The sequence below is a fragment of the Streptomyces viridifaciens genome (assembly GCF_001888885.2).
In the GTDB taxonomy this organism is placed as follows: Bacteria; Actinomycetota; Actinomycetes; order Streptomycetales; family Streptomycetaceae; genus Kitasatospora; species Kitasatospora aureofaciens.
This window is the reverse complement of the sequence record NZ_CP090840.1, coordinates 1,049,253-1,070,876: the sequence shown is the minus strand read 5'-3', so window position 1 is coordinate 1,070,876 and position 21,624 is coordinate 1,049,253. Positions and strand designations below refer to the sequence as shown.

At 72.2% G+C, this 21,624-nt stretch carries 11 protein-coding genes (1 of these 11 cut by a window edge); 7 read left to right on the top strand and 4 right to left on the bottom strand.

What is annotated here, in order from left to right:
* Positions 1-4: 4 nt before the first annotated feature.
* Positions 5-1,363, bottom strand: coding sequence for a glutamine synthetase family protein (locus tag BOQ63_RS04825; protein ID WP_030557231.1), 1,359 nt, complete (start codon positions 1,361-1,363; stop codon positions 5-7).
* Entirely contained in the window at positions 1,360-2,841 is a 1,482-nt protein-coding gene (locus BOQ63_RS04820; RefSeq protein WP_107488460.1) for an amino acid permease, read from the bottom strand. The genes BOQ63_RS04825 and BOQ63_RS04820 overlap by 4 nt, the downstream gene beginning before the upstream one ends.
* Positions 2,842-3,176: 335 nt before the next feature.
* Here BOQ63_RS04820 and BOQ63_RS04815 point away from each other — a divergent pair, with 335 nt between their 5' ends.
* The 6 genes from BOQ63_RS04815 to BOQ63_RS04790 all read left to right on the top strand — a co-directional run bounded on the left by BOQ63_RS04815 (position 3,177) and on the right by BOQ63_RS04790 (position 6,764).
* Entirely contained in the window at positions 3,177-3,926 is a 750-nt protein-coding gene (locus BOQ63_RS04815) for a FadR/GntR family transcriptional regulator (protein ID WP_232543296.1), read from the top strand.
* A 267-nt stretch (positions 3,927-4,193) separates the two neighbouring features.
* Positions 4,194-4,658, top strand: coding sequence for a winged helix-turn-helix transcriptional regulator (locus BOQ63_RS04810; RefSeq protein ID WP_072653481.1), 465 nt, complete (start codon positions 4,194-4,196; stop codon positions 4,656-4,658).
* Between the two features lie 58 nt (positions 4,659-4,716).
* Complete coding sequence (locus tag BOQ63_RS04805; RefSeq protein ID WP_072653480.1) at positions 4,717-5,598, top strand: alpha/beta fold hydrolase; 882 nt, start codon at positions 4,717-4,719, stop codon at positions 5,596-5,598.
* A gap of 5 nt (positions 5,599-5,603) precedes the next feature.
* Entirely contained in the window at positions 5,604-6,011 is a 408-nt protein-coding gene (locus tag BOQ63_RS04800) for a hypothetical protein (protein ID WP_072653479.1), read from the top strand.
* 208 nt (positions 6,012-6,219) lie between these two features.
* Entirely contained in the window at positions 6,220-6,570 is a 351-nt protein-coding gene (locus BOQ63_RS04795; protein WP_030557222.1) for a hypothetical protein, read from the top strand.
* Positions 6,567-6,764: a hypothetical protein gene (locus BOQ63_RS04790; RefSeq protein ID WP_072653478.1), complete on the top strand. Its 198-nt coding sequence runs from the start codon at positions 6,567-6,569 to the stop codon at positions 6,762-6,764. The genes BOQ63_RS04795 and BOQ63_RS04790 overlap by 4 nt, the downstream gene beginning before the upstream one ends.
* Before the next feature lie 403 nt (positions 6,765-7,167).
* Here BOQ63_RS04790 and BOQ63_RS04785 read toward each other — a convergent pair whose 3' ends face one another.
* The gene (locus BOQ63_RS04785; protein WP_143174624.1) at positions 7,168-7,899 is read right to left on the bottom strand and encodes a hypothetical protein; all 732 of its coding nucleotides are present in this window, start codon (positions 7,897-7,899) and stop codon (positions 7,168-7,170) included.
* A 742-nt stretch (positions 7,900-8,641) separates the two neighbouring features.
* Between BOQ63_RS04785 and BOQ63_RS04780 the strand changes: the two genes are divergently transcribed.
* On the top strand, positions 8,642-9,775 hold the full coding sequence (locus BOQ63_RS04780) for an IS110 family RNA-guided transposase (protein WP_079183400.1): 1,134 nt from the start codon (positions 8,642-8,644) through the stop codon (positions 9,773-9,775).
* A gap of 1,230 nt (positions 9,776-11,005) precedes the next feature.
* Here BOQ63_RS04780 and BOQ63_RS04775 read toward each other — a convergent pair.
* Positions 11,006-21,624: the 3' portion of an amino acid adenylation domain-containing protein gene (locus BOQ63_RS04775; protein ID WP_499503480.1), read on the bottom strand. Its footprint extends 2,953 nt past the window's final position; the window shows 10,619 of its 13,572 coding nt (coding positions 2,954-13,572); the start codon falls outside the window, past its right edge; its stop codon occupies positions 11,006-11,008.

Sequence of the window (21,624 nt, the reverse complement as noted above, 5' to 3'; positions counted from 1 at the left end):
CCGGTCACAGTCGCTCGAATCCGCGGCGCCGCTCCCAGTCGGTCACCGCCCGTTCGTAGGAGGCGAGTTCGGTGCGTCCGGCGTGGGTGTAGTGCCGGACGACGTCCTTGCCGAAGGCTTCGGTGGCGACGGCGCTGCGTTCGAAGGCGTCGACCGCGTCCCGCAGGGTGGCGGGCACCCGGGGCGCGTCGGAGGCGTAGGCGTTGCCGGTGAACTCCGGCTGGAGCTCGAGCTGTTGCTCGACGCCGTGCAGTCCGGCGGCGATCAGGGCGGCGACCGCGAGATAGGGGTTGACGTCGCCGCCCGGGACGCGGTTCTCGAAGCGCAGCGACGGGCCGTGGCCGACGACGCGCAGGGCGCAGGTGCGGTTGTCGCGGCCCCAGGCGATGGCGGTGGGAGCGAAGCTGCCGGGGACGTAGCGCTTGTAGGAGTTGACTGTGGGGGCGAACAGCAGGGCGAAGTCGGCGAGGCAGGCGAGCTGGCCGGCGAGGAAGTGCTCCATGGTGCGGGAGAAGCCGTGCGGGCGGTCCCCGGCGAACACCGGGGCGCCCCGCTCGTCGCGCAGGCTCAGGTGGATGTGGCAGGAGTTGCCCTCGCGTTCGTCGTACTTCGCCATGAACGTGAGGCTGCAGCCCTCCTGGGCGGCGATCTCCTTGGCACCGGTCTTGTAGACGGCGTGGTTGTCGCAGGTGGTGAGGGCGTCGGCGTACTTGAAGGCGATCTCGTGCTGGCCGAGGTTGCACTCGCCCTTGGCGGACTCGACGGTCAGGCCGGCGCCGGCCATGCCGTTGCGCAGCCGGCGCAGCAGCGGCTCGATCCGGCCGGTGCCGAGGATGGAGTAGTCGACGTTGTACTGGTTGGCCGGGGTGAGGCGGGTGTAGTCCTTGTCCCAGGCCTGTTCGTAGCTGTCCCGGAAGACGATGAACTCCAGCTCGGTCGCGGCCTGGGCCTGCCAGCCGTAGCCGGCCAGGCGGTCGAGCTGGCGCCGGAGGACCTGCCGCGGGGAGACGGCGACGGGGGTGCCGTCGTGGTGGACGACGTCGCACTGGACCATGGCGGTGGCGGGGTGCCAGGGGACGGCCCGCAGGGTGGTCAGGTCGGGGCGCAGGGTCAGGTCGCCGTAGCCGTTGTCCCAGGAGGAGACCTCGTAGCCGTCGACGGTGTTCATGTCGACGTCGACGGCCAGCAGGTAGCCGCAGCCCTCCGCGGCGCCGGTCACGACGTCGTCCAGGAAGTAGTCGGCGGCGACGCGCTTGCCCTGGAGGCGCCCCTGCATGTCGGTCATGGCGAGCACGACGGTCTCGACGGACCCGTCGGCGACGCGGGTGCGCAGCTCGTCGAGGGTGAGCCGGGGGGTGGTCATCGGGTCTCCGGTTCGGTGTCGGGGGTGGGCTGCGGGCTGCTCACCGGGCCTCCGGTCGGGAGGCCGGGGCGCGCGGACGGCGTGGTGCTGACGTGCGGCCCGGTGAACCAGCGCCGGGCGGAGACCAGCCACCAGACGCCGGCGAAGCCGCCGACGACGACCACGGCGACCGGGGTGTAGTTGAAGCTCTCGGCGGTGATCGGGCTGGCGGTGGGCAGCATGAACAGGACGCTGATCACCGCCGTCCAGGCGACGGCGACGACGCCGATCGGCGTGCTCCAGCGGCCCAGGTGCCAGGGGCCGCGCGGGAAGTCCTCGCCCTGGCGCAGCCGCAGGTACACCGGGATGACGTAGGAGATGTAGAGGCCGATGACGGAGATCGAGGTCACGGCCGTGTAGGCGGTGTTGTTCCAGAGCGCGGGCAGTCCGAGGAGCAGGGCGCCGCCGGTGGCCAGCCAGACCGCGTTGGTCGGGGTCTGGGTGCGCGGGGAGATGCGGTGCCAGAGGCGGGAGCCGGGCAGCGCGCCGTCGCGGGAGAAGGCGTAGATCATGCGCGAGTTGGCGGTGACGGAGGCCATGCCGCAGAAGAACTGGGCGCCGATGACGATGAGCAGCAGGAACTGGGCGCCGCCGGAGCCGATCGCGTCGATGAAGATCTGCGCGGGCGGGACCTGGGTGGTGCTGTCGAGCGCGCCGTCGTAGTCGCGGATCGCGAAGGTGATGCCGAGCAGCAGGATCCAGCCCGCCACCAGCGAGACGGTGATGGCGTTGACGATGCCGCGCGGGCCGGAGCGGGCGGCGTCCTGGGTCTCCTCGGTCATGTGTGCGGAGGCGTCGTAGCCGGTGAGGGTGTACTGGGCCATCAGCAGGCCGAGCATCGCGACGTAGAACTGGCTGTGGAAGCCGGTCCGGTTGACGAACTCGGTGAAGACGGAGGAGGCGGAGGCGTGCCGCTCGGGCAGCAGCGCGAGGGCGCCGACGATGATCGCGACGCCGGCCAGGTGCCACCACACGGAGACGCTGTTGAGGACGGCGACCAGGCGCACCCCGAAGGTGTTGAGCAGGCCGTGCACCAGCAGGATGACCGCGAAGATCTCCATGGTGTGGGCGGGGGTGGCCGCCAGGCCGTAGCGCAGTTCGAGGAACGCGTTGGTGAAGAAGGCGGCGCCGTAGTCGACGCTGGCGGTCACCGCGACCTGGCCGAGGAAGTTGAACCAGCCGGTGAACCAGCTCCAGGCCGGGCCGCGGGTGCGGGTCAGCTTGGCGGACCAGTAGTAGAGCCCGCCGGCCGTCGGGTAGCTGGAGCAGATCTCGGCCATCGCGAGGCCGACGCAGAGCGTCAGCAGGCCGACCACCGGCCAGCCCCAGATGATCAGGGCGGGGCCGCCGGTCTTCATCCCCGTCCCGTAGAGGGTCAGGCAGCCGGACAGGATCGAGACGATGGAGAAGGAGACGGCGAAGTTGGAGAAGCCCGACATCGAGCGGGCCAGCTCCTGGGTGTAGCCCAGCTCGCGGAGGCGTTGTTCGTCGGCGGAAACGGGGGAAGAGTCCACCGGAAACACGGCGGGGCCAGGGTGGTCGGGTGAGCGTGCGTCGGTCATGGGCACCCCTGGGGGTTGAGGGTGTGCCGGGTGCACGCGGCCACGACGGCGTGGCGCACCCGCCCCGGCGGGTTCGACGGTCTGACGGCTCGTCAATGGTCTGAAGTCGGACCATTGGGTGGGTGAGCAGCATCGTTCCGGCTGGACGGCGGCCGCGTCAAGGGTGGGACGGGAACGAGTGCGTGGGATCCGTTCGCAGGTACGATTCCGGCGTGGACGTGGACGTGACGCGTGAGCAGGCACGGCTCGACTGGGAGACCGGGACGATCTTCCGCCCGATCCGGACCGGCAACGCCTTCGAGGAGACCGTCGAGCGGCTGCTCCAGGCGATCAAGCTCGGCGTCTTCGGCCCCGGCGACCGGCTGCCCGCCGAACGCGACCTCGCCGCCCGGCTCGGTGTCAGCCGCGAGACCCTGCGCGAGGCGCTGCGCACGCTCCAGCAGGCCGACTGCGTCGCCCCCCGCCGCGGCCGCTACGGCGGAACCTTCGTCACCTACCGGATGCCCGAACCGGACGTGGCCGACCTGCGCCGCGCCGCCCGCGACCTCGGCGGCGCCCTGGAGGACGCGCTGACCTACCGGCAGGTCCTGGAGGTCGGGGCCGCCGAGGCCGCCGCCCGGCGCCCCCTCTCCCCCGAGCAGCGCGCTCACTTGGAGGACCGGCTGACCGAACTGGACGCAGCCCCGGCCGAGCAGTACCGCCAGCTCGACTCTCGCTTCCACCTCGCCATCGGCGAGCTCACCGGCTCCCCCTCCCTCGCCGCGGCCATCGCCGAGGCCAGAATGCGCCTCAACGACCTGCTCAACGCGATCCCCATGCTGGACCGCAACATCGAGCACGCCGCCGAGCAGCACCGGGCGATGGTCCGGGCGATCCTCGACGGCGACGGCGACGCCGCCCGGCGCGCCACCGAGGAACACCTCGCCGCGACGGCCTCGCTGCTGCGGGGGTTCCTGGCCTGACGGCCTCGCTGCCGCGGTGGCTCCTGGCCCGACGGCCACCAAGGCGCCCGTGGGCCGTTCCCCACCGGCAACCGGGAGCAGCTGCCCGGCCCGGCCGGAGCGGGCCACGCGACGGCGCCGGCGCCGCCGACGGGTTGAACGCGATCGGACACCTGGTCCGACCGTTCCCGGGGGATCGGCATCTCGACTTCCCGCGCGGCCGCAGTCCAGGCGGACCATCACTAGCATCGTGGTGAAACCAGTCTCGAAATGAAATTACGAGGTGCCATGACGAACGACTCGAAACCCGTCGCGTTCCAGCACGGCCAGGCGTTCCTCGCGACGATCTCGGAGCGCTGGAACTACCAGATCCTGCGCGAGGTCTTCTTCGGCACCGCGCGGTTCGGCGAACTCAAGCGGGCGCTGGGCATCTCGGCGAACATCCTGACCACGCGCCTGAACGCCCTGACCGAGCTGGGCCTGCTCACGCGGCGGCCCTACCGCGAGGACAAGCAGTGGTTCGAGTACGAGCTCTCGGACACCGCTCGCGAACTGGTCGTGCCGGCGATCGTGGCGATCACCCGCTGGGCCGAGGAGCGCGGGCCGGATGCGCAGGCCGCCGGCGCCGGCCCGCGTCGGCCACTGCTGCACACCGTGTGCGGCCAGGAGACCGAGCCCTACCTGGCGTGCGGTGTCTGCCATCAGCCGATCCAGGCGTCGAACCTGATCCCACTGGTTGCAGATGAGAACTAGTGGCAATACGCTTCCAGTAAGGGGCCGGGGAACGACCCCCATAGCGGGAGGAAACGTCATGACCACGACCTGGCTCGACGGCGTTACCGAGCGGCTCGTCCCCACCTCGCTCGGGTTGATCAACGTGCGCGAGGGCGGCAAGGCGGACGGCCCGGCCCTGATCTTCTGGCCGAGCCTGATGATGGACGGCACCATGTGGCGCCATCAGTACGAGCACTTCTCCCCCACCCACCGCGTGGTGCTCCTCGACAGCCCCGGACACGGCAAGTCCGACGCCCTGCGCCGGATCATCGACCTCGAGCAGTGCGCCGACGCGCTGGTCGAGGTCCAGGACGCCCTCGGCATCGACAAGGCGGTGCTGATCGGCAACAGCTGGGGCGGCATGCTCGCCGGCGTCTTCCCCGCCTACCACCCGGACCGCTCGGCCGGGACGGTCGGTATCAACTGCACGGCCTCGCTCCCCACGACCTTCGAGAGCATCTGGGCCACCGCGCTGGCCGGCTACCTGTCGCTGAACTCGAAGATGCCGCAACTGGCCCTGAAGGCGGCCCGCGGCGCGTTCGCCGGGCCGACGGCCGAGGCCGAACGCCCGGAGTTCCTCGAGTTCCTGGAGTTCGTGCTCACCAACGACCCCAAGTCGGTCGCCTGGGCGCTGCGCAGCATCCTGATCGGCCGCCGCGACGAACACCGCCTGCTCGCCACGATCAAGGACGTGCCCGTCCTCGTGATCGCCGGCGAGGAGGACAGCCAGTTCCCCGTGCACGCCGTGCGCCGGATGGCCGACGCGATCCCCACCGCCACCTTCAAAGTGCTGCTGCGCACCGGCCACCTGGCCGCTCGCGAGAACCCGCAGGCGGTCAACGCCGAGATCGACGCCTTCCTCGCCGAGCTGCCCGCGCCGCCCGCGCCGCCCGCGCCGCCCGCGCTGGAAAGGATCTGACGAGCATGACCGCCACCATCACCGGCCACGGCGGAGCCCCCGCCTGGATCAACGACTTCCTGCACGAGATCGACACCCTCGAGTTCGCGACCGCGTTCGCCACTCACCTCGACCAGGACACCGAGATGATCTTCGGCACGGCCCGCGTGCACGGAGTCGAGGCCATCAAGGACTTCTTCGTGAGGATCGACGCCCCGCTCGTCACCACGCACGAGGTGATCGAGACGTGGACCGTCGGCGACGTGCTGATCCTTCGGGGCGAGGCGACCGTCGCCAAGAAGACCGAGCCCGACACCGTCGTGTGCGCCCCGTTCACGCACATCTTCCACCTCGACCGGAGCGACGAAGCGGCACCGCGGATCCGCAGCCTGCACATCACGGCGGGGCCCGTCGACACCGACGCCCTGCTCTGAGCATCCCGTGGGCCGACGACCGGCCCACCCGGCGCGACGACCGGCCCACCGCGCAGCCGGCCCGGCCGCCCGCGGCACCCGGGCCGGGGCGACCCCGCTGCGCACCGCTCGTCCGCGGAGCCTGCACCCGTTCGGGTGCCGCATGAGGGCGCCGACCGTACGTCGCGGAGCGAGTAGTCTCGCAGCAGACGAGAAGGGGAGTGACACCATGAGTCAGCCCGTGCACGACGGAGTCGAGCTGATCCCCCGGCCCGAGCAGAGCCCGGCCGCGCTCAAGGCCGCCCTGGCCGTCGTCGCCGCGGACCGCCTCCCCGAGATGATCGACGGGCAGACGAGGGCGATGGCCGAGGCCATCACCACCGGCAGCGTCCAGCCGATCCGGGCCTTCGTCGCGCACTGGGCCACCGTCGTGGAGATCGAGCGGCACCCGGCCACCGCGCAGGTCTACCACCGGGCGAACTACCTCGCCAACCACGCCGGCACCGCCCAGGAGTGCCGCGAGCACGCCGCTGTCGTCGCCGAGCTCTACCGCGCCGCCTACGCGGCGGTGAATACGTGACCTGGAGCTGGGAGTACCTTCCCAGCGAGCAGCACGTCACCGCCGGATGCCCGGCCGGTTTCCTCACTGCGGTCGAGGAGCGGGCCGCCGAACTCGTCCGTGCCGCCGAGGTGCTCTACCTGGACGGCACCTCCTACCAGGGCGTCCCGCGTCTGGAACTCGTGGTGGTCTGCCAGCTCACGCCACCCGTGTGACCTGGCTGGCCCTGCCGCGCCGCGCCGGCGGAGTGGCAGGGGCCCCGCGCTCGTCGACCTGGGGACCTCGCCACCGGCGTACGGCGCCCCTCCCCGACACCAGGCGGCCCGGGACCGGTCGGTCAGGACACCCTGCCCTCCGACCTGCTGGCCGCTCGGTCGGTCGTCGGGGATCCGTATCATCGCGGCCGGTGGCGCCCTCCCCGACACCCGACAGGGCCGGGGTCGGCCCGCCGGTACCGCTACGGGCGACGCGGTACCGGAGACCTCCTGCGCGCCCAACGCCCGACGGAAGCCGGGCCTTCGGTCGCTTCGGTCGCTGTCCCCGCAGCCACGGGTGCGGCCCGGGCCCTCTACGCGCGGCTCACGCGTGTTCGGGGCGTGTCCGACGCCGCCCTCCGGCCTACCCCCGTGTCGATTGGGTGGTGGACAGTTCGAGAGGGACGCAGGTCCAGGTGAAGGACGCGGCGGCTTCCGGTGCTTCGAAGATCGCGTCGTAGCTGGAGAACCGGTCCCCGCCGGTCGAGGTGCCGTGGAGGAGCCGGCTGGGCGTGAAGTCGGCGGCCAGCGGCCCGGAGCGGCCCCCGCTCCGGTACGGCGAGAGCTCCCACCCCGGCGCCGCGAGCGCGTCCGGCACGCTCGGGTTGGCCTCCAGGTGGGTGAAGACCAGCGAGGGAGTCCGGAGAAGCCCGCAGTGCCACACGTGGGCGGGCTCCGGTCCGGTCCCCCGCAGCGCCCCAGGTGTGGCGAGCCAGGACAGGGCCCCGTGCCCGGCCGACGGCAGTGTACGCAGGTCGACGGTCCGCACCCGGGGAAGATCGCGGTGCTGCACGACCATCAGCATCCGAGTCGGGTCGGGCACCGGACCGAAGCTGCAGGCGATGAAGTGGACGCCGTGGTCCGGGGCGGCCATGGCCCGCGGAAGCGCGAGCACGGCGTGCCGGGTACCGGGCTCGGTCAGGTAGACGGTCCACGACGGCACCGACTCCTCGGGCGCCGGCGGACTCGGACACTCGAGGACCAGAACGGTGAACAACCCCGACGGCGTGTCGAGGACGCCCCCATGGGACAGCCGCTTCCCGGGCTCCTCCAGGAGCGTCTCGGGAGGACGGATCACTACAGGCCGATCGGTCATCCTGCGACCGTAGAGGACGGGTCGCAGCGGCGCGCGCAGCCGCTCCGGCCCGTCAGCCGGTCAGGCGCAGGGCAGCTCGGAAACCTCGGACACGCCGGTCTCGCGTCCGTCCGACTGGACATGGCCGTTGATAAAGGCGGCGACCTGGTCGAGGGCCTGCGCCGCCTCGTCGACGAGCGGGGCGAAGCCCTGGAAGACGTGCGGCGCTCCGGGGAAGGTCCGCAGGGTGGGTGGTCATGGTGCCGCCGGACCGGGTGACGTCCGTCCACGGGGACAGGACGCTCGCGGACGCCGAACATCCCCTCGAAGACGCGGCGCCGGCGTTCGCGGTTGTGCCGGATCGCGGCAGCTGTCACCGCACACCATGCCCTCCCCCGGCCGGAACCGTTGACAGTGCCACGACGGGCTCCTAGAGCCGATCACGCTCCCGGCCGTCGGACCCGCGCTCGCGGGGATGGCTCCGCCGGCAGCAGCGCCTCGGCCCACTACTCGGTCTCGGCCCCGCACCTGGGGGGCATGCATTCGTACTGAATGGGATGGGCGTACTCTGAGCGAATCACAGCAGGTCAGGAAGTGTCGGCCCCGCATGCGCGGGGATAGCTCCTGGCGTTGAACCAGATCGTCGCGCCGGTCATCGTCGGCCCCGCATGCGCGGGGATAGCTCCCGCGACGGTAGGCGGTGGGACGGCCGGCCCGTCGGCCCCGCGTGCGCGGGGATAGCTCCACGGTTTGACCTGACCCTATGAGGGCCGGGCCCCCTTCCGTGCTCAGCCCGGCGGTGCTTATCGTCCGGGTACACACGAGCTCGGGAAGGAGGCCCGGCAATGTCTGTCTACGTCGGGATCGACGTGCATCGCAAGCGGTCCCAGATCGCGCTGGTCGGCCAGGACGGCGAGGTCCAGGTCAACCGGAACGTCCCCAACAGCGTCGAGACGGACTCGGAGTTATCGGCGATCTGCCGATCGGGACCCCAGTCGCGTTCGAGGCCGCCTACGGATGGGGCTGGCTGGTCGAACTCCTGGAGGACTACGGATACGAACCCCACCTCGTCCACCCTCTGCAGTGCAAAGCGATCGCCTCCGCCAGGCTGAAGAACGACAAGGTCGACGCCGCCACCCTCGGGCAGTTGCTGCGCGCCGACCTGTTGCCGGAGGCATGGATCGCCCCGCTGGACGTGCGCCAGCAGCGTGCCCTGCTCCGCCACCGCTTCCAGCTCGTTCGCCTGCGCACCCTGCTCAGGAACCGGATCCACGCCGTCCTGGCCGACCTCGGCCACACCCGACCGACCGGCGGCTGCTTCACCGGCCCAGGCCGCGTCTGGCTGGCCGGACTGCCTCTACCGGACGCCTCCCGCCATGTCGTCGACGACCTCCTGGCGGTCATGGACGCCCTGCAGCCGCCCATAGGCGTCCTCGACAAAGAACTCGCCGCACTCGCCCGCGGCGACCCCCGCACCACCGCGCTGATGCGACTGCCCGGCATCGGCACCCTCACCGCGCTGGCGATCGTGGCCGAGGTCGGCGACATCAGTCGCTTCCCCTCCGCGCGCAACCTCGCCTCCTGGGCCGGACTCACCCCCACCGTCCGCAACTCCGACCGCACCGTCCACCACGGGCACATCTCCAAGCAGGGCTCGCCGTGGCTGCGCTGGATCATGTGCGAGGCCGCCCAGACCGCCAAACGCCACCCGCTGTTCGCCCCCGGCTACCAGGACATGACCCGCCGCCGGGGCAAGAAGATCGCCACCACCGCCGTGGCGCGCAAGCTCCTCACCCACGCCTACCACGTCCTGCGCGAGGTCCACGACCAGCAGGCCACCTCCCACCACAAACCCGGCGTCCACCGTTCCACACAGACAGCCACACACTCCGGGTGAGCTCGCATCCACCGCATGAGACGCAACCCGCCGTTCTCGATGACCTGACTGAGCAGCCCGGTCCCCCGAACCACGGTCATGGCGCCGGCCGAGGCCGGACGCCGGATGGGTGCATGTGACACCACGCACCGACCACACGTCCCAGGGGACACCAACCTGCTGTCGCCACAACGACTTTCGGAACATCCCGGCGGACCATCATCGGTCGCCGCTCGTCGGCGTCCAGCTCGTTCGTCCTCGCCCGCTCGTTCCTCGCGGGCTCCGGGCGCTCCAACTGGACCTCTCCCACCCGGCGACCTGGCCGAACAGCTGTCGGGATGCCCCAGAAGATCGCCCCGGGAAGCCATCACACCTTCCCGGATGAACCAGCCTGCCAATTGACAGGCCCGGCCCTCATGGGTGCGGTGGGGAGCTTGCGCCGCACCCGGTGTGCGGCGAACTCACCGGTCCTTGCGCGCCCGGGGCCGGGCGGCTGCGACGCCGGTCGCACCGTCGCATTCCGGTCGGCGGTTGCGCAGCCGGCTGTGACTCCGATCGATAGATTGCGAATGCGAGCTGTAGTTTGCGAGCGATGGTCCCGGGGCCGGTCGAGTCACGTTGAGTAGTGGTCATGTGCGGTCTCTGGCAGCGCTGAGGTGTGACGAGACAAGCCCCGCTCGCCGTACTCGGTCCTCCTGCCGCTCCTGGCTGACCACGCCGCCGAACTCCATGCAACCTGCCAGCAGTTTGAGCTTCGCCCCTCACCGAGGCTTCGCACCGGGGCCGGCCCCCAGACGTGCCACGCGCCAACGACCGGTCGGGACTGGGGTCTTTCCACGGTTCGAACGGACCGGGCCCGGTGCTCTGCTGTGGATAGCACCCACCGCAGCGAGGAGCTCCGATGACATCGATGCCCGTGGCCGGCCTGCGGACCGCCCGGTAAACGACCGCGCTGATCCGGTCGTCCGCAACGCGCTTGTCCACACCGGGGACCGGCGACGCCCGACGGGTCCAGCACCGGCCGGGGTACCAGGGCGCGACCTTCGCGTGCCGGTATGGCGCCGCCGCGGCGGCGGCCCCGCCGCTCCGCGCGATGCTCGGGCGCGGGCTGGACGTGGCAGCCGGCACCGACGCGACCCGGAGCTGAGAGGCGCGTATGCCGACGGACCACGAACGTGCGTTCCCGTCGATCGGGTGTACGGCGCGGCGAGCCCGACCAAGCGGCGTCTGGACGCGAGGCAGCGGCTCGGCTCAGTCCCGCGCCTCCAGGTACGTCAGGATCTCCCGGGCGATCTTCGCCACGGGTCGCGGGTCCATCAGGCCGTGGTGGGTGACGTCCAGGTGGAGGTCGGTGATCGTGCCGCCCGTGTGCGGGGCCCACGCCGAGGACGACGGGGTGCCCTCGGGCCGCTGCCGGGTCGCGGTGAAGAAGAGCACGTCGCCGGTGAAGCGGGCCGGCGCGAAGGCACGCATCATCGCGACGTGGCGTTCCCAGGCCTCACCCATGGCCAGAAGGTCCTGCCCCGAGAAGGAGCCGAAGGAGTGCTCGACCAGTGTCTGGATGACCTGTTCCCGAGTCAGCGGAGTCCCGTCGGGCGTGCCGTCCGGGATGGCAGCGGGTGCCCGGAACATCTGGAGGAACACCGCCAGGGTCTCCTGCTCGTCCCGTTCGGTGCCCTTGACCGTGTAGTCGGCGTACGGGTAGGCGTCGAGGACCGCGAGCAGGGAGACCTCCTGGCCCATCGCCTCCAGCGTGGTGGCCATCGCCTGGACGACGAGGCCGCCGAAGGAGTGCCCGAGCAGGTGGTAGGGCCCCTGCGGCTGCACTTCGCGGATGAGGGCGACGTAGTCGGCCGCCATCTCCTCGACGGTCGCGGGCAAGCCGTCGGTGCGGGTGAGGCTGCGTGCCTGGAGGGCGTAGACGGGCCGGTCCGGCAGGTAGGGCAGGAAGCGGCTGTAGCCGAGGCCGACGCCGTAGCCCGCGTGTACGCAGAACAGCGGAGGCAGGGTGCCCTCGCCGCGCAGGGGCATGAGCTCGGCGAACTTCTCGCCCAACTCGGGTCCGTTCGCCAGCCGTTCGGCTAGCGCGGCCACACTGGGGGCTTCGAACAGGTCGCGCAGGGAGAGCTCCTCACCCGTGCTCGCGCGGATGCGCCCGACGAGGCGGGTGGCCAGCAGCGAGTGGCCGCCGAGTTCGAAGAAGCTGTCGTCCACGCCGACCCTCGGCAGGCCGAGCACCTCTGCGAAGAGCGTCGCGAGCACCTCCTCCCGCAGGGTGATCGGCTCGCGGCCAGACCCGACAGGGGTCTCGGGGACGGGAAGCGCGCGACGGTCCAGCTTGCCGTTGCCGGTCAGTGGGAGGTCGTCGAGCACCACGAGCGCGGAGGGGACCATGTAGTCGGGCAGCCGCTCGGCGAGGTGGGCGCGCAGCGCGTCGGTCGCCACTGCCCCTGCCGGGACGAGGTACCCGACAAGGCGCTTGACGCCCGGCCTGTCCTCGCGGACGACGACCACCGCCCGGCCGACCGACGGATGGGCGGCGAGGACGGCCTCGATCTCGCCCGGCTCGATCCGGAAGCCGCGCAGCTTGACCTGCGTGTCCGCGCGGCCCGCGTACTCCAGCAGGCCGTCCGTGGACCAGCGCGCCAGGTCACCGGTGCGGTACATGCGCGCGCCGTCGGAAGCGAACGGATCCGCGACGAACCGTTCGGCGGTGAGGCCCGGGCGTTCGGCGTATCCGCGGGCCACGCCGGCGCCGGCCAGGTAGAGCTCTCCGACGCAGCCGGCGGGCACCGGGCGCAGGCCCGCGTCGAGGACGTAGGCGCGCATGTCGTCCAGCGGGCGGCCGATCGGCAGGGAGCCCGAGGGCGCGTCGGAGACGGCATGGGTGGCGGCGAAGGTCGTGGTCTCGGTGGGGCCGTAGCCGTTGACGACGACGGTGCCGGGGCAGGCCGCGAGCACCTGGCCGACGGCGACCGGAGACACCACGTCGCCGCCCGTCCACACCTGTGCGACCCCGCGCAGGCAGCTCGGCTCCTCCTCGGCGACCAGGGAGAACAGTCCCGCCGTCAGCCATAGCGCGGTGACGCCGTGCTCGGTCACCATCCGTCGCAGCGTGGAGGCGGTCACCTCGCCCGCCGGAGCGACGACCGCGCGACCGCCGCCCAGCAGCGGTGCCCACAGCTCGAACGTCGACGCGTCGAAGGAGTGCGGCGAGTGCACCAGCACGCGCTCGAACGCGTCCCCGGCGAAGCGGGAGTCAGTGGCGAGCGCCACGACGTCGCGGTGGGTGACCGCGACGCCCTTCGGGCGGCCGGTGGACCCCGAGGTGTACATCACGTACGCCAACTGGAGCGGGTCACTCGAGTTCCGCGGCGCGTCGGTGCGCTCCTCAGTGCCGACCTGGACGACGGGAAGGCCCAGCCGCGCGGCCTCGGTGGGCATCGCCGCGTCGGTGACGACCAGCACGGCACCGGTCTCGGCGACGATCGCCTCGCGGTGCGCCAGCGGGTACCGGGCGTCCAGCGGGACGAAACACCCGCCCGCCTTCAGGACGCCGAGGAGGGCGACGATCAGCTCGGGTGAGCGCTCCATCAGCACGGCGACGGCTCGCTCTGCCCCCACGCCCTCGGAACGGAGCCGCCAGGCCAGGGCGTTGGCCCGGGCGTCCAGCTCCGCGTACGTCCACGTCGAACCGCCGTCGCCGACGAGCGCGACCGCATCGGGCGTGCGTTCCACCTGGGCGGCGAATAGCTCGGGCACGGAGCCGAGGAGGCGCTCGCGCGGGGTACCGTTCCCTGCGTCCAGGAGCTGCCGCGCCTCGGCCCCGTCAAGGACCGGCACCGTGCCGAGCGCCGTGCCGGGCTCGTTCTCCAGGGCGTCGACCAGCGCGTCGAGAGTCGTGTGCAGCAGTCGGCAGACCCGCTCCGCATCGATCGGGGCGAGGGCCTGGGCCGTGAGCCGGAAGCCCGCGCCGAGGTCGTCGACGGAGACGGTGAGCGGGTAGTTGGTGCGCTCCTGGCTCATGAGCAGCTCGATGCCCTCCGGTGCCGCCGGACGAGCCGGCTCCTCCACGCCTGCGCTGTGACGGTAGTTCAGCAGCGAGGTGAACAGCGGAGCGGTGCCGCCGATGCCGCTCGCGCGCTGCGCGAGGGTGAGCGGCGCGTGCTCGTGCACGAGCAGGTCCGCGAGCTGCCCGCGCATCGCCGCGAGCGCGTCGGTGACGCTGACGCCCGCGGTGCGGGCCCGGACGGGGAGGGTGTTGATGAAGAGCCCCGGGACCCGGTCCGCGCCGGAGCCGCCGTTCATACGGCCGAAGAGCACCGTGCCGAAGACCACGTCCTCGCGGTTGGAGGTCGCTGCGGCCACGCGGGCCCAGGCGAGGTGGAACACCGTCGCCGGGCTGACGCCGAGGCGGCGGGCCTGGCCGCGCAGCCGCTCGGCGAGCGGGTCGGCGAGGTGCAGCCGGGCCTCGGCGACCTGGGCCGCGTCGCCGCGCACGTCGAGCAGGCCGAACGGGGCGGTCGGCTCGGTGACGTCGCCGAGCAGTTCGGCGAAGAACCGCTCGTGCTCCTCGCGGGTGACCCGCAGGCGGGCCTGGGCGACGAAGTTGCGGAACGGAATCGGGACCGGAAGGCCGTCGCCCTCCCCCGCCAGGACCGCCTGGATCTCGGCGAGCAGGACCTCCATGGCGGTGTGGTCGGTGGTGAGGTGGTGGCGCTGCAGCAGCATCAGCCAGCGCCCCTCCCGGGACGGGTCGGCGGCGATGTGAGCGCACATGAGCGGCGCGGCGCCGAGGTCCATGGACCCGGGACAGGCGGCGTGCAGCTCGACCACCGGGTCGTCGGAGCCGGTGAGTTCGAGGACCGTGACGGGGATCTCCGCCGTTCGGGCGACGACCTGCACCGGCTCGGCCAGGCCCTCCCACACGACCGCCGTGCGCAGCACGTCGTGGCGGTCGACGACCGTCTGCAGCGCGCCGAGGAAGCCGTGCAGCCGGGCGAGGGAGTCGAACGAGAGGACCGTCGGGAGCACGTACACGTCGCGCCCGCCCGCGTTCATCAGATGGTGGAAGAAGATCCCCTCCTGGAGCGGCGCCAGCGGGTAGATGTCGGCGATGTTGGCGGCACCGCCCGGGAAGACGGAGACGATGCGGTCCAGCTCCGGCTGTGTCAGGGCCGCCAGCGGCAGCATGTCCGACGTCAGCTCGGTCGCATCTGCCGGGATCAGGTTCGGCGGCACTGCGACCTCGGCGACCGTAGCGGCGCCGGCGAGCCCGGCCACCGTGGGCGTGGAGAACAGCGCCCGGACGTTGACCTGGACGCCGCGTGTGCGCAGCTTCTCGACGAGCGAGACGGCCAGCAGCGAGTGGCCGCCGAGCTCGAAGAAGTCGTCGTCCACGCCGACCCGTTCGACGCCGAGGACCTGTGCGAAGAGTTCGCAGATGACCTCCTCGCGGGCACCGGACGGCGCCCGGTACCCGGCGGCGGCGGTGAACTCCGGGGCGGGCAGGGCCCGGCGGTCCAGCTTGCCGTTGACGGTCAGCGGAAGCGCGTCCAGCAGTACCACTGCGGCCGGGACCATGTAGTCCGGCAGCGACGCGGCGGCGTGGCGGCGCAGCTCGACCGGGTCGGGCACGGCCGAGGGGGAGGCCGAGGCTTCCGCCGGGACGACGTAGGCGACCAGGCGCTTGTCCCCCGGCACGTCCTCGCGGACCAGGGCGGTGGCCTGGGCGACGGACGGGTGCGCGGCGAGCGCGTTCTCCACCTCGCCCAGCTCGATGCGGAAGCCGCGGATCTTCACCTGGTCGTCGGCGCGGCCGACGAACTCCAGCTCGCCGTCGCGGTTCCACAGCACCACGTCGCCGGTGCGGTACATGCGCTCACCGGGCGTCGTGCCGTAGGGGTCCGCGATGAAGCGGTCGGCCGTCAGGGCCGGGCGGCCGAGGTAGCCGCGGGCCAGTCCGGCACCGGCGACGTAGAGTTCGCCGGCCGTCCCGGGCGGGCACAGCCGCAGCGACGGGTCGAGGACGTAGACGCGTAGGTCCGGGATGGCGCGGCCGATGACGCTGCCGGTGGCGCCGCCCCCGACCAGCGCGGCATCCAGCTCGGCGTAGCTGACGTGCACCGTGGTCTCGGTGATGCCGTACATGTTGACCAGCACCGGGGCGTCGTCACGGTGGCGCGTGTACCAGGAACGCAGGCGCGGCAGGTCGAGCGCCTCGCCGCCGAAGACGACGCCGCGCAGCCGCAGCCGCGCGCCGAGCTCCGGGTCCTGCGCGTCCGCCTGCATCAGCTGGTAGAAGGCTGAAGGGGTCTGGTTGAGGATCGTCACCTGCTCGCGGACCAGCAGTGCGAGGAAGTCGGCGGGCGAGCGGGAGACGTCGGCGGGCACGACGACGAGCCGACCGCCGACGAGCAGGGCGCCCCACAGCTCCCACACCGAGAAGTCGAACGCGAAGGAGTGGAACCACGTCCACACGTCGTCGGCGGTGAAGCCGAACCAGTCGTCGGTGGCGCCGAACAGGCGGGCGACGTTGCCGTGCGGGATCAGCACGCCCTTGGGGCGGCCGGTGGAGCCGGAGGTGTAGATCACGTAGGCGGGATGCTCGGGGAGCAGCCGGCCGCGCCGCTCGTCCGCAGTCAGGTCCGCGTCGGAGACGGCCGCGAGGAGCTGCCGCGTCTCGGGGTCGTCCAGGACCAGGCGTTCTCCGGGCGTCTCGTTGCTGCCCGCAACGGTGAGGGTCAGCAGCGGGCGGGCGTCGTCGAGCATGCAGGCGATGCGGTCGGTCGGGTAGTCCGGGTCGATCGGCAGGTAGGCGCCGCCGGCCTTGAGGACGGCGAGCAGCGCGACGACCAGCTCGGCCGAGCGCGGCATGGCGACGGCGACCAGCGTCTCCGGTCCGACGCCGCGGTCGGCCAGGACGCGGGCGAGGCGGTTGGCCCGCGCGTTGAGCTCGGCGTAGGTCAGCTCGGTGCGGTCGGCATCGGTACGGTCGAAGGAGACGGCGACGTTCTCGGGTGTACGCGCGGCCTGCGCCTCGAAGAGCTCGGGAACGGTCGAGACGGGCATGCGGACGGGGTGCTTGGTCCACTCCGTCAGCATGCGCCGCCGCAGCGCGTCGTCGAGCACGTCCACGGCCCGCAGGGAGGTGTGCGGCGCCGTCTCCAGTGCGGTGACCAGGCCCTCCACCGCGGTGCCGAGCAGCGTGCAGACCAGTGCCGCGTCGATGGGCGCGACGGCGATCACGGAAAGGTTGAGCGCGGTGCCGTGGTCGTCCACGGAGACGGTGAGCGGGTAGTTGGTGCGGTCCTCGCCGTGTTCGAGGCCGATGCCGAGGTCGGCGGCGGGCTCGTCGCCGTGGCCACGCCCGTGGCGGTAGTTGAGCAGGGCGGTGAACAGCGGTGCGGGGGCGGTGATGCCGCTGGCTCGCTGGGCCAGCGCGAGCGGGGCGTGCTCGTGGACGAGGAGGTCGGCGAGCTGTCCGCGCATCGCGCCGACCGCGTCGGCGACGGTGTGGGCGGCGGTGTCGAGGCGAACGGGCAGGGTGTTGATGAACAGCCCTGGCACCCGGTCGGCACCGCTGCCCGCGTTCATCCGGCCGAAGAGCAGCGTGCCGAACACCACGTCGTCGCGGTTGGCGGTCGCGGCCACGACGCGGGCGAACGCGACGTGGAACAGCGTCGCCGGGCTCACCCCCAGCACACGTGCCTGCTCCCTGACGCGGGCCGCCAGTTCGGGCGCGAGCGGAAGGCGGGCGCGGTCCACGGTGCTGCCGTCGCCGCGCACGTCCAGCAGCCCGAACGGCGCGGACGGCTCCGCGACGTCGCCCAGCACGCCGGCGAAGTAGCGCTCGTGGTCCTCACGGGAGATGCCGAGCCGGGCCTGCGCGACCAAGTCGCGGAACGGCAGCGGCGCCGGCAGGTGGTCGGCCGCGCCCTCCAGGACCGCCCGGATCTCGGACATCAGCACGTCCAGGGCGGTGTGGTCGTTGATGAGGTGGTGCCGCTGGAGCACCAGCAGCCAGCGCCCGGTGCCGACTTCGGCGGCGAAGAACGCGCGCAGCAGCGGGGCGGCGCCGATGTCCATGCGGGCCGGGCAGGCGGCGTGGAGTTCGGCGACCGGATCCTGCTCCCCGCTCAGCTCGACCGTCTGGACGGGCAGCTCGGCCCGGCGGGCGACGACCTGTACCGGCTCGGGCAGGCCCTGCCAGAAGAACGCGGTACGGAGGATGTCGTGTCGGTCGATCACGAACCGCAGTGCGCCGAGGAAGGCGTCGAGGCGCTCGCGCGAGTCGAAGGTGAGCAGCGACGGCAGGACGTAGGGGTCCTCGCCGTCGACAGCCATCAGGTGGTGGAAGAAGATGCCTTCCTGGAGGGGGGCGAGGGGGTAGACGTCGGCGATGTTCGCCGCGCCGCCCGGGAAGGCGGAGACGATGCGGTCGATCTCCGTCTCGCTCAGCTCGACCAGCGGCAGCATCTGCGGGGTGAGATGCCCGGCGCCGGCCGGGATCAGGTTCGGCGGCACCACGACGCCCGAGGCGTCACCGGCTGCGGTCGCGGCGGCGAGCCGAGCCGGGCTCGGGGAGGTGAAGAGGGTGCGCACATCGACCGGGACGCCGCGGGCGCGCAGCTTCTCCACGAGCGACACGGCGAGCAGAGAATGCCCGCCGCGCTCGAAGAAGTCGTCGTCCACACCGACCCGCTCCACGCCCAGGACGCGGGCGAACTCCTCGCACAACACCTCCTCATGCGCCGTCGCGGGCGCACGGTAGGCGGTCGCGACGGCGGACCCGAAGTCCGGCGCGGGCAGCGCCCGGCGGTCCAGCTTGCCGTTGACCGTCCTCGGCACGACGTCCACCGCCACGATCGCCGCGGGCACCATGAAGTCCGGCAGGACCGCGGCGAGATCGGTCCGGACGGAGGCCGCGTCGAATCCGGGCTCGGGGACGACGTAGCCGACGATGCGCTTGTCGCCCGGCACGTCCTCACGGACAACCACGGCGCCGTGCGCCACGAGGGGGTGAGCGGCCAGCTGGGCTTCGATCTCGCCGAGTTCGATGCGGTAACCGCGCATCTTCACCTGGTCGTCGGTACGGCCCAGGTACTCGATGTTCCCGTCCCCACGCCAGCGTGCCAGGTCACCCGTGCGGTACATCCGCGTGCCGGAGGCGCCGAAGGGGTTGGCGACGAACCGCTCGGACGTCAGCGCCGGGCGGCCGAGGTAGCCACGCGCCAGCTGCGCGCCCGCGATGTAGAGCTCACCGGCCACACCCGCCGGCACCGGGCGCAGCCCGGCGTCCAGGATGTAGGCCTGCGTGTTCCACATCGGGCGCCCGATGGGGACGACGGTGCCCGACTCGACGTCGTCGCCCACCAGGTAGTCGGTGCAACCGACCGTCACCTCCGTCGGACCGTAGTGGTTCACCACCGCGACCCCCGGGTGCGCCTTGCGCCACTGCTCCAGCTGCGCGCCCTGTACGGCCTCGCCACCGACCATCAGCCGGCCCGTCGGCACGTGCGCGTCCGACATCGCATCCAGGTACGCCAGACCGCTCGGCGTCACCTTCAGGAAGGTGAGCCGCTCCGCGCCCAGGACGCCCGGGAGACGCTCGTCCAGCGCCGCCACGCGGACGCGACCGCCCGAGGTCAGCGCGCCGTAGAGGGCGGTGACACCCGCGTCGAAAGAGACCGAGAAGTGCATCAGGGTGCTCTGGCGCACCTCCGGGTACGCCTCTACGGCGCGGGAGAGGTAGTTGACCACGGCCGCGTGCGGCAGCACGACGCCCTTCGGGCGGCCGGTCGAGCCGGAGGTGTAGATCACGTACGCCGGGTGCTGCGGCTCGATGGCCACACCGAGGTCGGTGTCGTCGAAGCCGTCGGTGGACAACTCGTCCAGCAGCAGGACCTCGACACCGTTCGTGTCACCCGCGCGCTCCACGCAGGCACGGCTGGTCAGCAGCACCCGAGGCGCCGAGTCGGCCACCATGTACGCGATCCGGTCCACCGGGTACTCCGGGTCGACCGGCACGTACGCGCCACCCGCCTTGAGCACCGCCAGCATGGCGACGAACACGTCCGCCGAGCGCTCCATGAGCAGAGCCACCGCCGTCTCCGCGCCCACGCCGCGCGAGGCGAGCAGGCGGGCCAGGCGGTTGGCGCGCGCGTTCATCTCGGCGTAGGTCAGCTCGGCGCTCTCGTCGACGAGCGCAACGGCGTCCGGGGTGCGGGCCGCCTGAGCCTCGATCAGGCCCGTCAGTGTGGTGTCCGGGACGGTGTGGCCGGTGGCGTTCCACTCGGTGAGGATGCGATGCCGCTCGTCGTCGTCCAGCACCTCGACACGGGCGACGGGGAGGCCGGGCTCGGCGAGCACGGTCCGCAGGACGGCGAGCAGGCGTGCGGCGAGCCGCTCTGCGGTGGCTTCGTCGAAGAGGTCGCGGGCGAAGGTCACCGTGCCGTGAAGGCCCGCCGGGGCGCCGTCGGCGTCGTGTCGCTCGCCGAGGGTGAAGGCGAGGTCGTACCGGGCGGCCAGGTCGTCCCCCGGGACGTGGCGGACGTCGAGGCCGGGGAGGTCCAGCACGGCCTGCGCGTTGTTCTGGAGCGAGAGCATGACCTGGAAGAGCGGGTGCCGGGCCATCGACCGCGACGGGGCCAGCTCCTCCACGAGCCGCTCGAACGGCACGTCCTGGTGCGCGAACGCGCCCAGGCTCCTTTCACGGACACGGGTCAGCAACTCCGTGAAGGTCGGGTCGCCGGACAGGTCCGTGCGCAGCACGAGCGTGTTGACGAAGAACCCGACCAGCTCCTCGAGCGCGTCGTCGGTGCGGCCCGCGATCGGCGTGCCGATCGGAATGTCCGTGCCCGCACCCAGGCGCGACAGCAGCACCGCGAGCGCCGCCTGCAGCACCATGAACGGCGTCACACCCTCGGCGCGGGCGAGTTCCAGCAGGCGCGCGTGCTCGTCGGCGGGCACGGCGAAGGCGACGGTTCCGCCCGCGTGGCTCGCGACGGCCGGACGCGGCCGGTCGGTGGGCAGCGCCAGCTCCTCCGGCAGCTCGGCCAGCGCCTCGCGCCAGTAACCCAACTGCTCAGCCAGCAGGCTGCCCCCGTCCTCGACCGAGCCCAGCAACTCGCGCTGCCACAGCGCGTAGTCCGCGTACTGCACCGGCAACGGCTCCCACACCGGGACGCCGCCGCGCACGCGGGCTGCATAGGCGACGGAGACGTCACGAGCCAGCGGCGCCAACGACCAGCCGTCACCGGCGATGTGATGCACCACCACGACGAACCTGTGCCGCTCGGCGTCCTTCGAGAACAGCCAGGCGCGGAAAGGCGGTTCGGCCTTGAGGTCGAAGACGTGCCGGGCGGCGCGGGCGACGACCTCCTCGTTGTGGGCGCCGACGGTCAGCAGCGGGCCGACCGCTTCGACGGGCAGGACGCGCTGGCACGGCCGGCCGGCGACAGTGGTGAAGACGGTGCGCAGCACCTCGTGCCGGGCGACGACGTCCCGCAGGGCCGCCTCCAGCGCGTCGGCCTGCACCGGACCGGTGAGGTCGAGGCTGAGCGGAATGTTGTAGGTGGCGCTCGGGCCCTCCAGCTCGCCGAGGAACCACAGGCGCTGCTGTGCGAAGGAGACCGGGAGGTGCTCGGGTCGCTCGGCGGCGGTCAGCGCGGGGCAGCGGCGCCCGGCGCCGTCCTGCCGGCCGGTCAGACGGGCGGCCAGCGCGGCGACGGTGGGCGCCTCGAAGAGCGCCCGGATCGGCAGCTCGACGTCGAGCGCGGTGCGCACACGGCTGACGAGCCGGGTGGCGAGCAGCGAGTGGCCGCCGAGGGCGAAGAAGTCGTCGTCGACGCCTACGGACGACAGGCCGA

Bases quoted from the DNA above. Each gene is read 5' to 3' on its own strand.
- BOQ63_RS04825 (WP_030557231.1), bottom strand. From the start codon at position 1,363: ATGACCACCCCCCGGCTCACCCTCGACGAGCTGCGCACCCGCGTCGCC.
- BOQ63_RS04820 (WP_107488460.1), bottom strand. From the start codon at position 2,841: ATGTCGGGCTTCTCCAACTTCGCCGTCTCCTTCTCCATCGTCTCGATC.
- BOQ63_RS04810 (WP_072653481.1), top strand. From the start codon at position 4,194: ATGACGAACGACTCGAAACCCGTCGCGTTCCAGCACGGCCAGGCGTTC.
- BOQ63_RS04805 (WP_072653480.1), top strand. From the start codon at position 4,717: ATGACCACGACCTGGCTCGACGGCGTTACCGAGCGGCTCGTCCCCACC.
- BOQ63_RS04800 (WP_072653479.1), top strand. From the start codon at position 5,604: ATGACCGCCACCATCACCGGCCACGGCGGAGCCCCCGCCTGGATCAAC.
- BOQ63_RS04795 (WP_030557222.1), top strand. From the start codon at position 6,220: ATGAGTCAGCCCGTGCACGACGGAGTCGAGCTGATCCCCCGGCCCGAG.
- BOQ63_RS04785 (WP_143174624.1), bottom strand. From the start codon at position 7,899: ATGACCGATCGGCCTGTAGTGATCCGTCCTCCCGAGACGCTCCTGGAG.
- BOQ63_RS04780 (WP_079183400.1), top strand. From the start codon at position 8,642: ATGAGGGCCGGGCCCCCTTCCGTGCTCAGCCCGGCGGTGCTTATCGTC.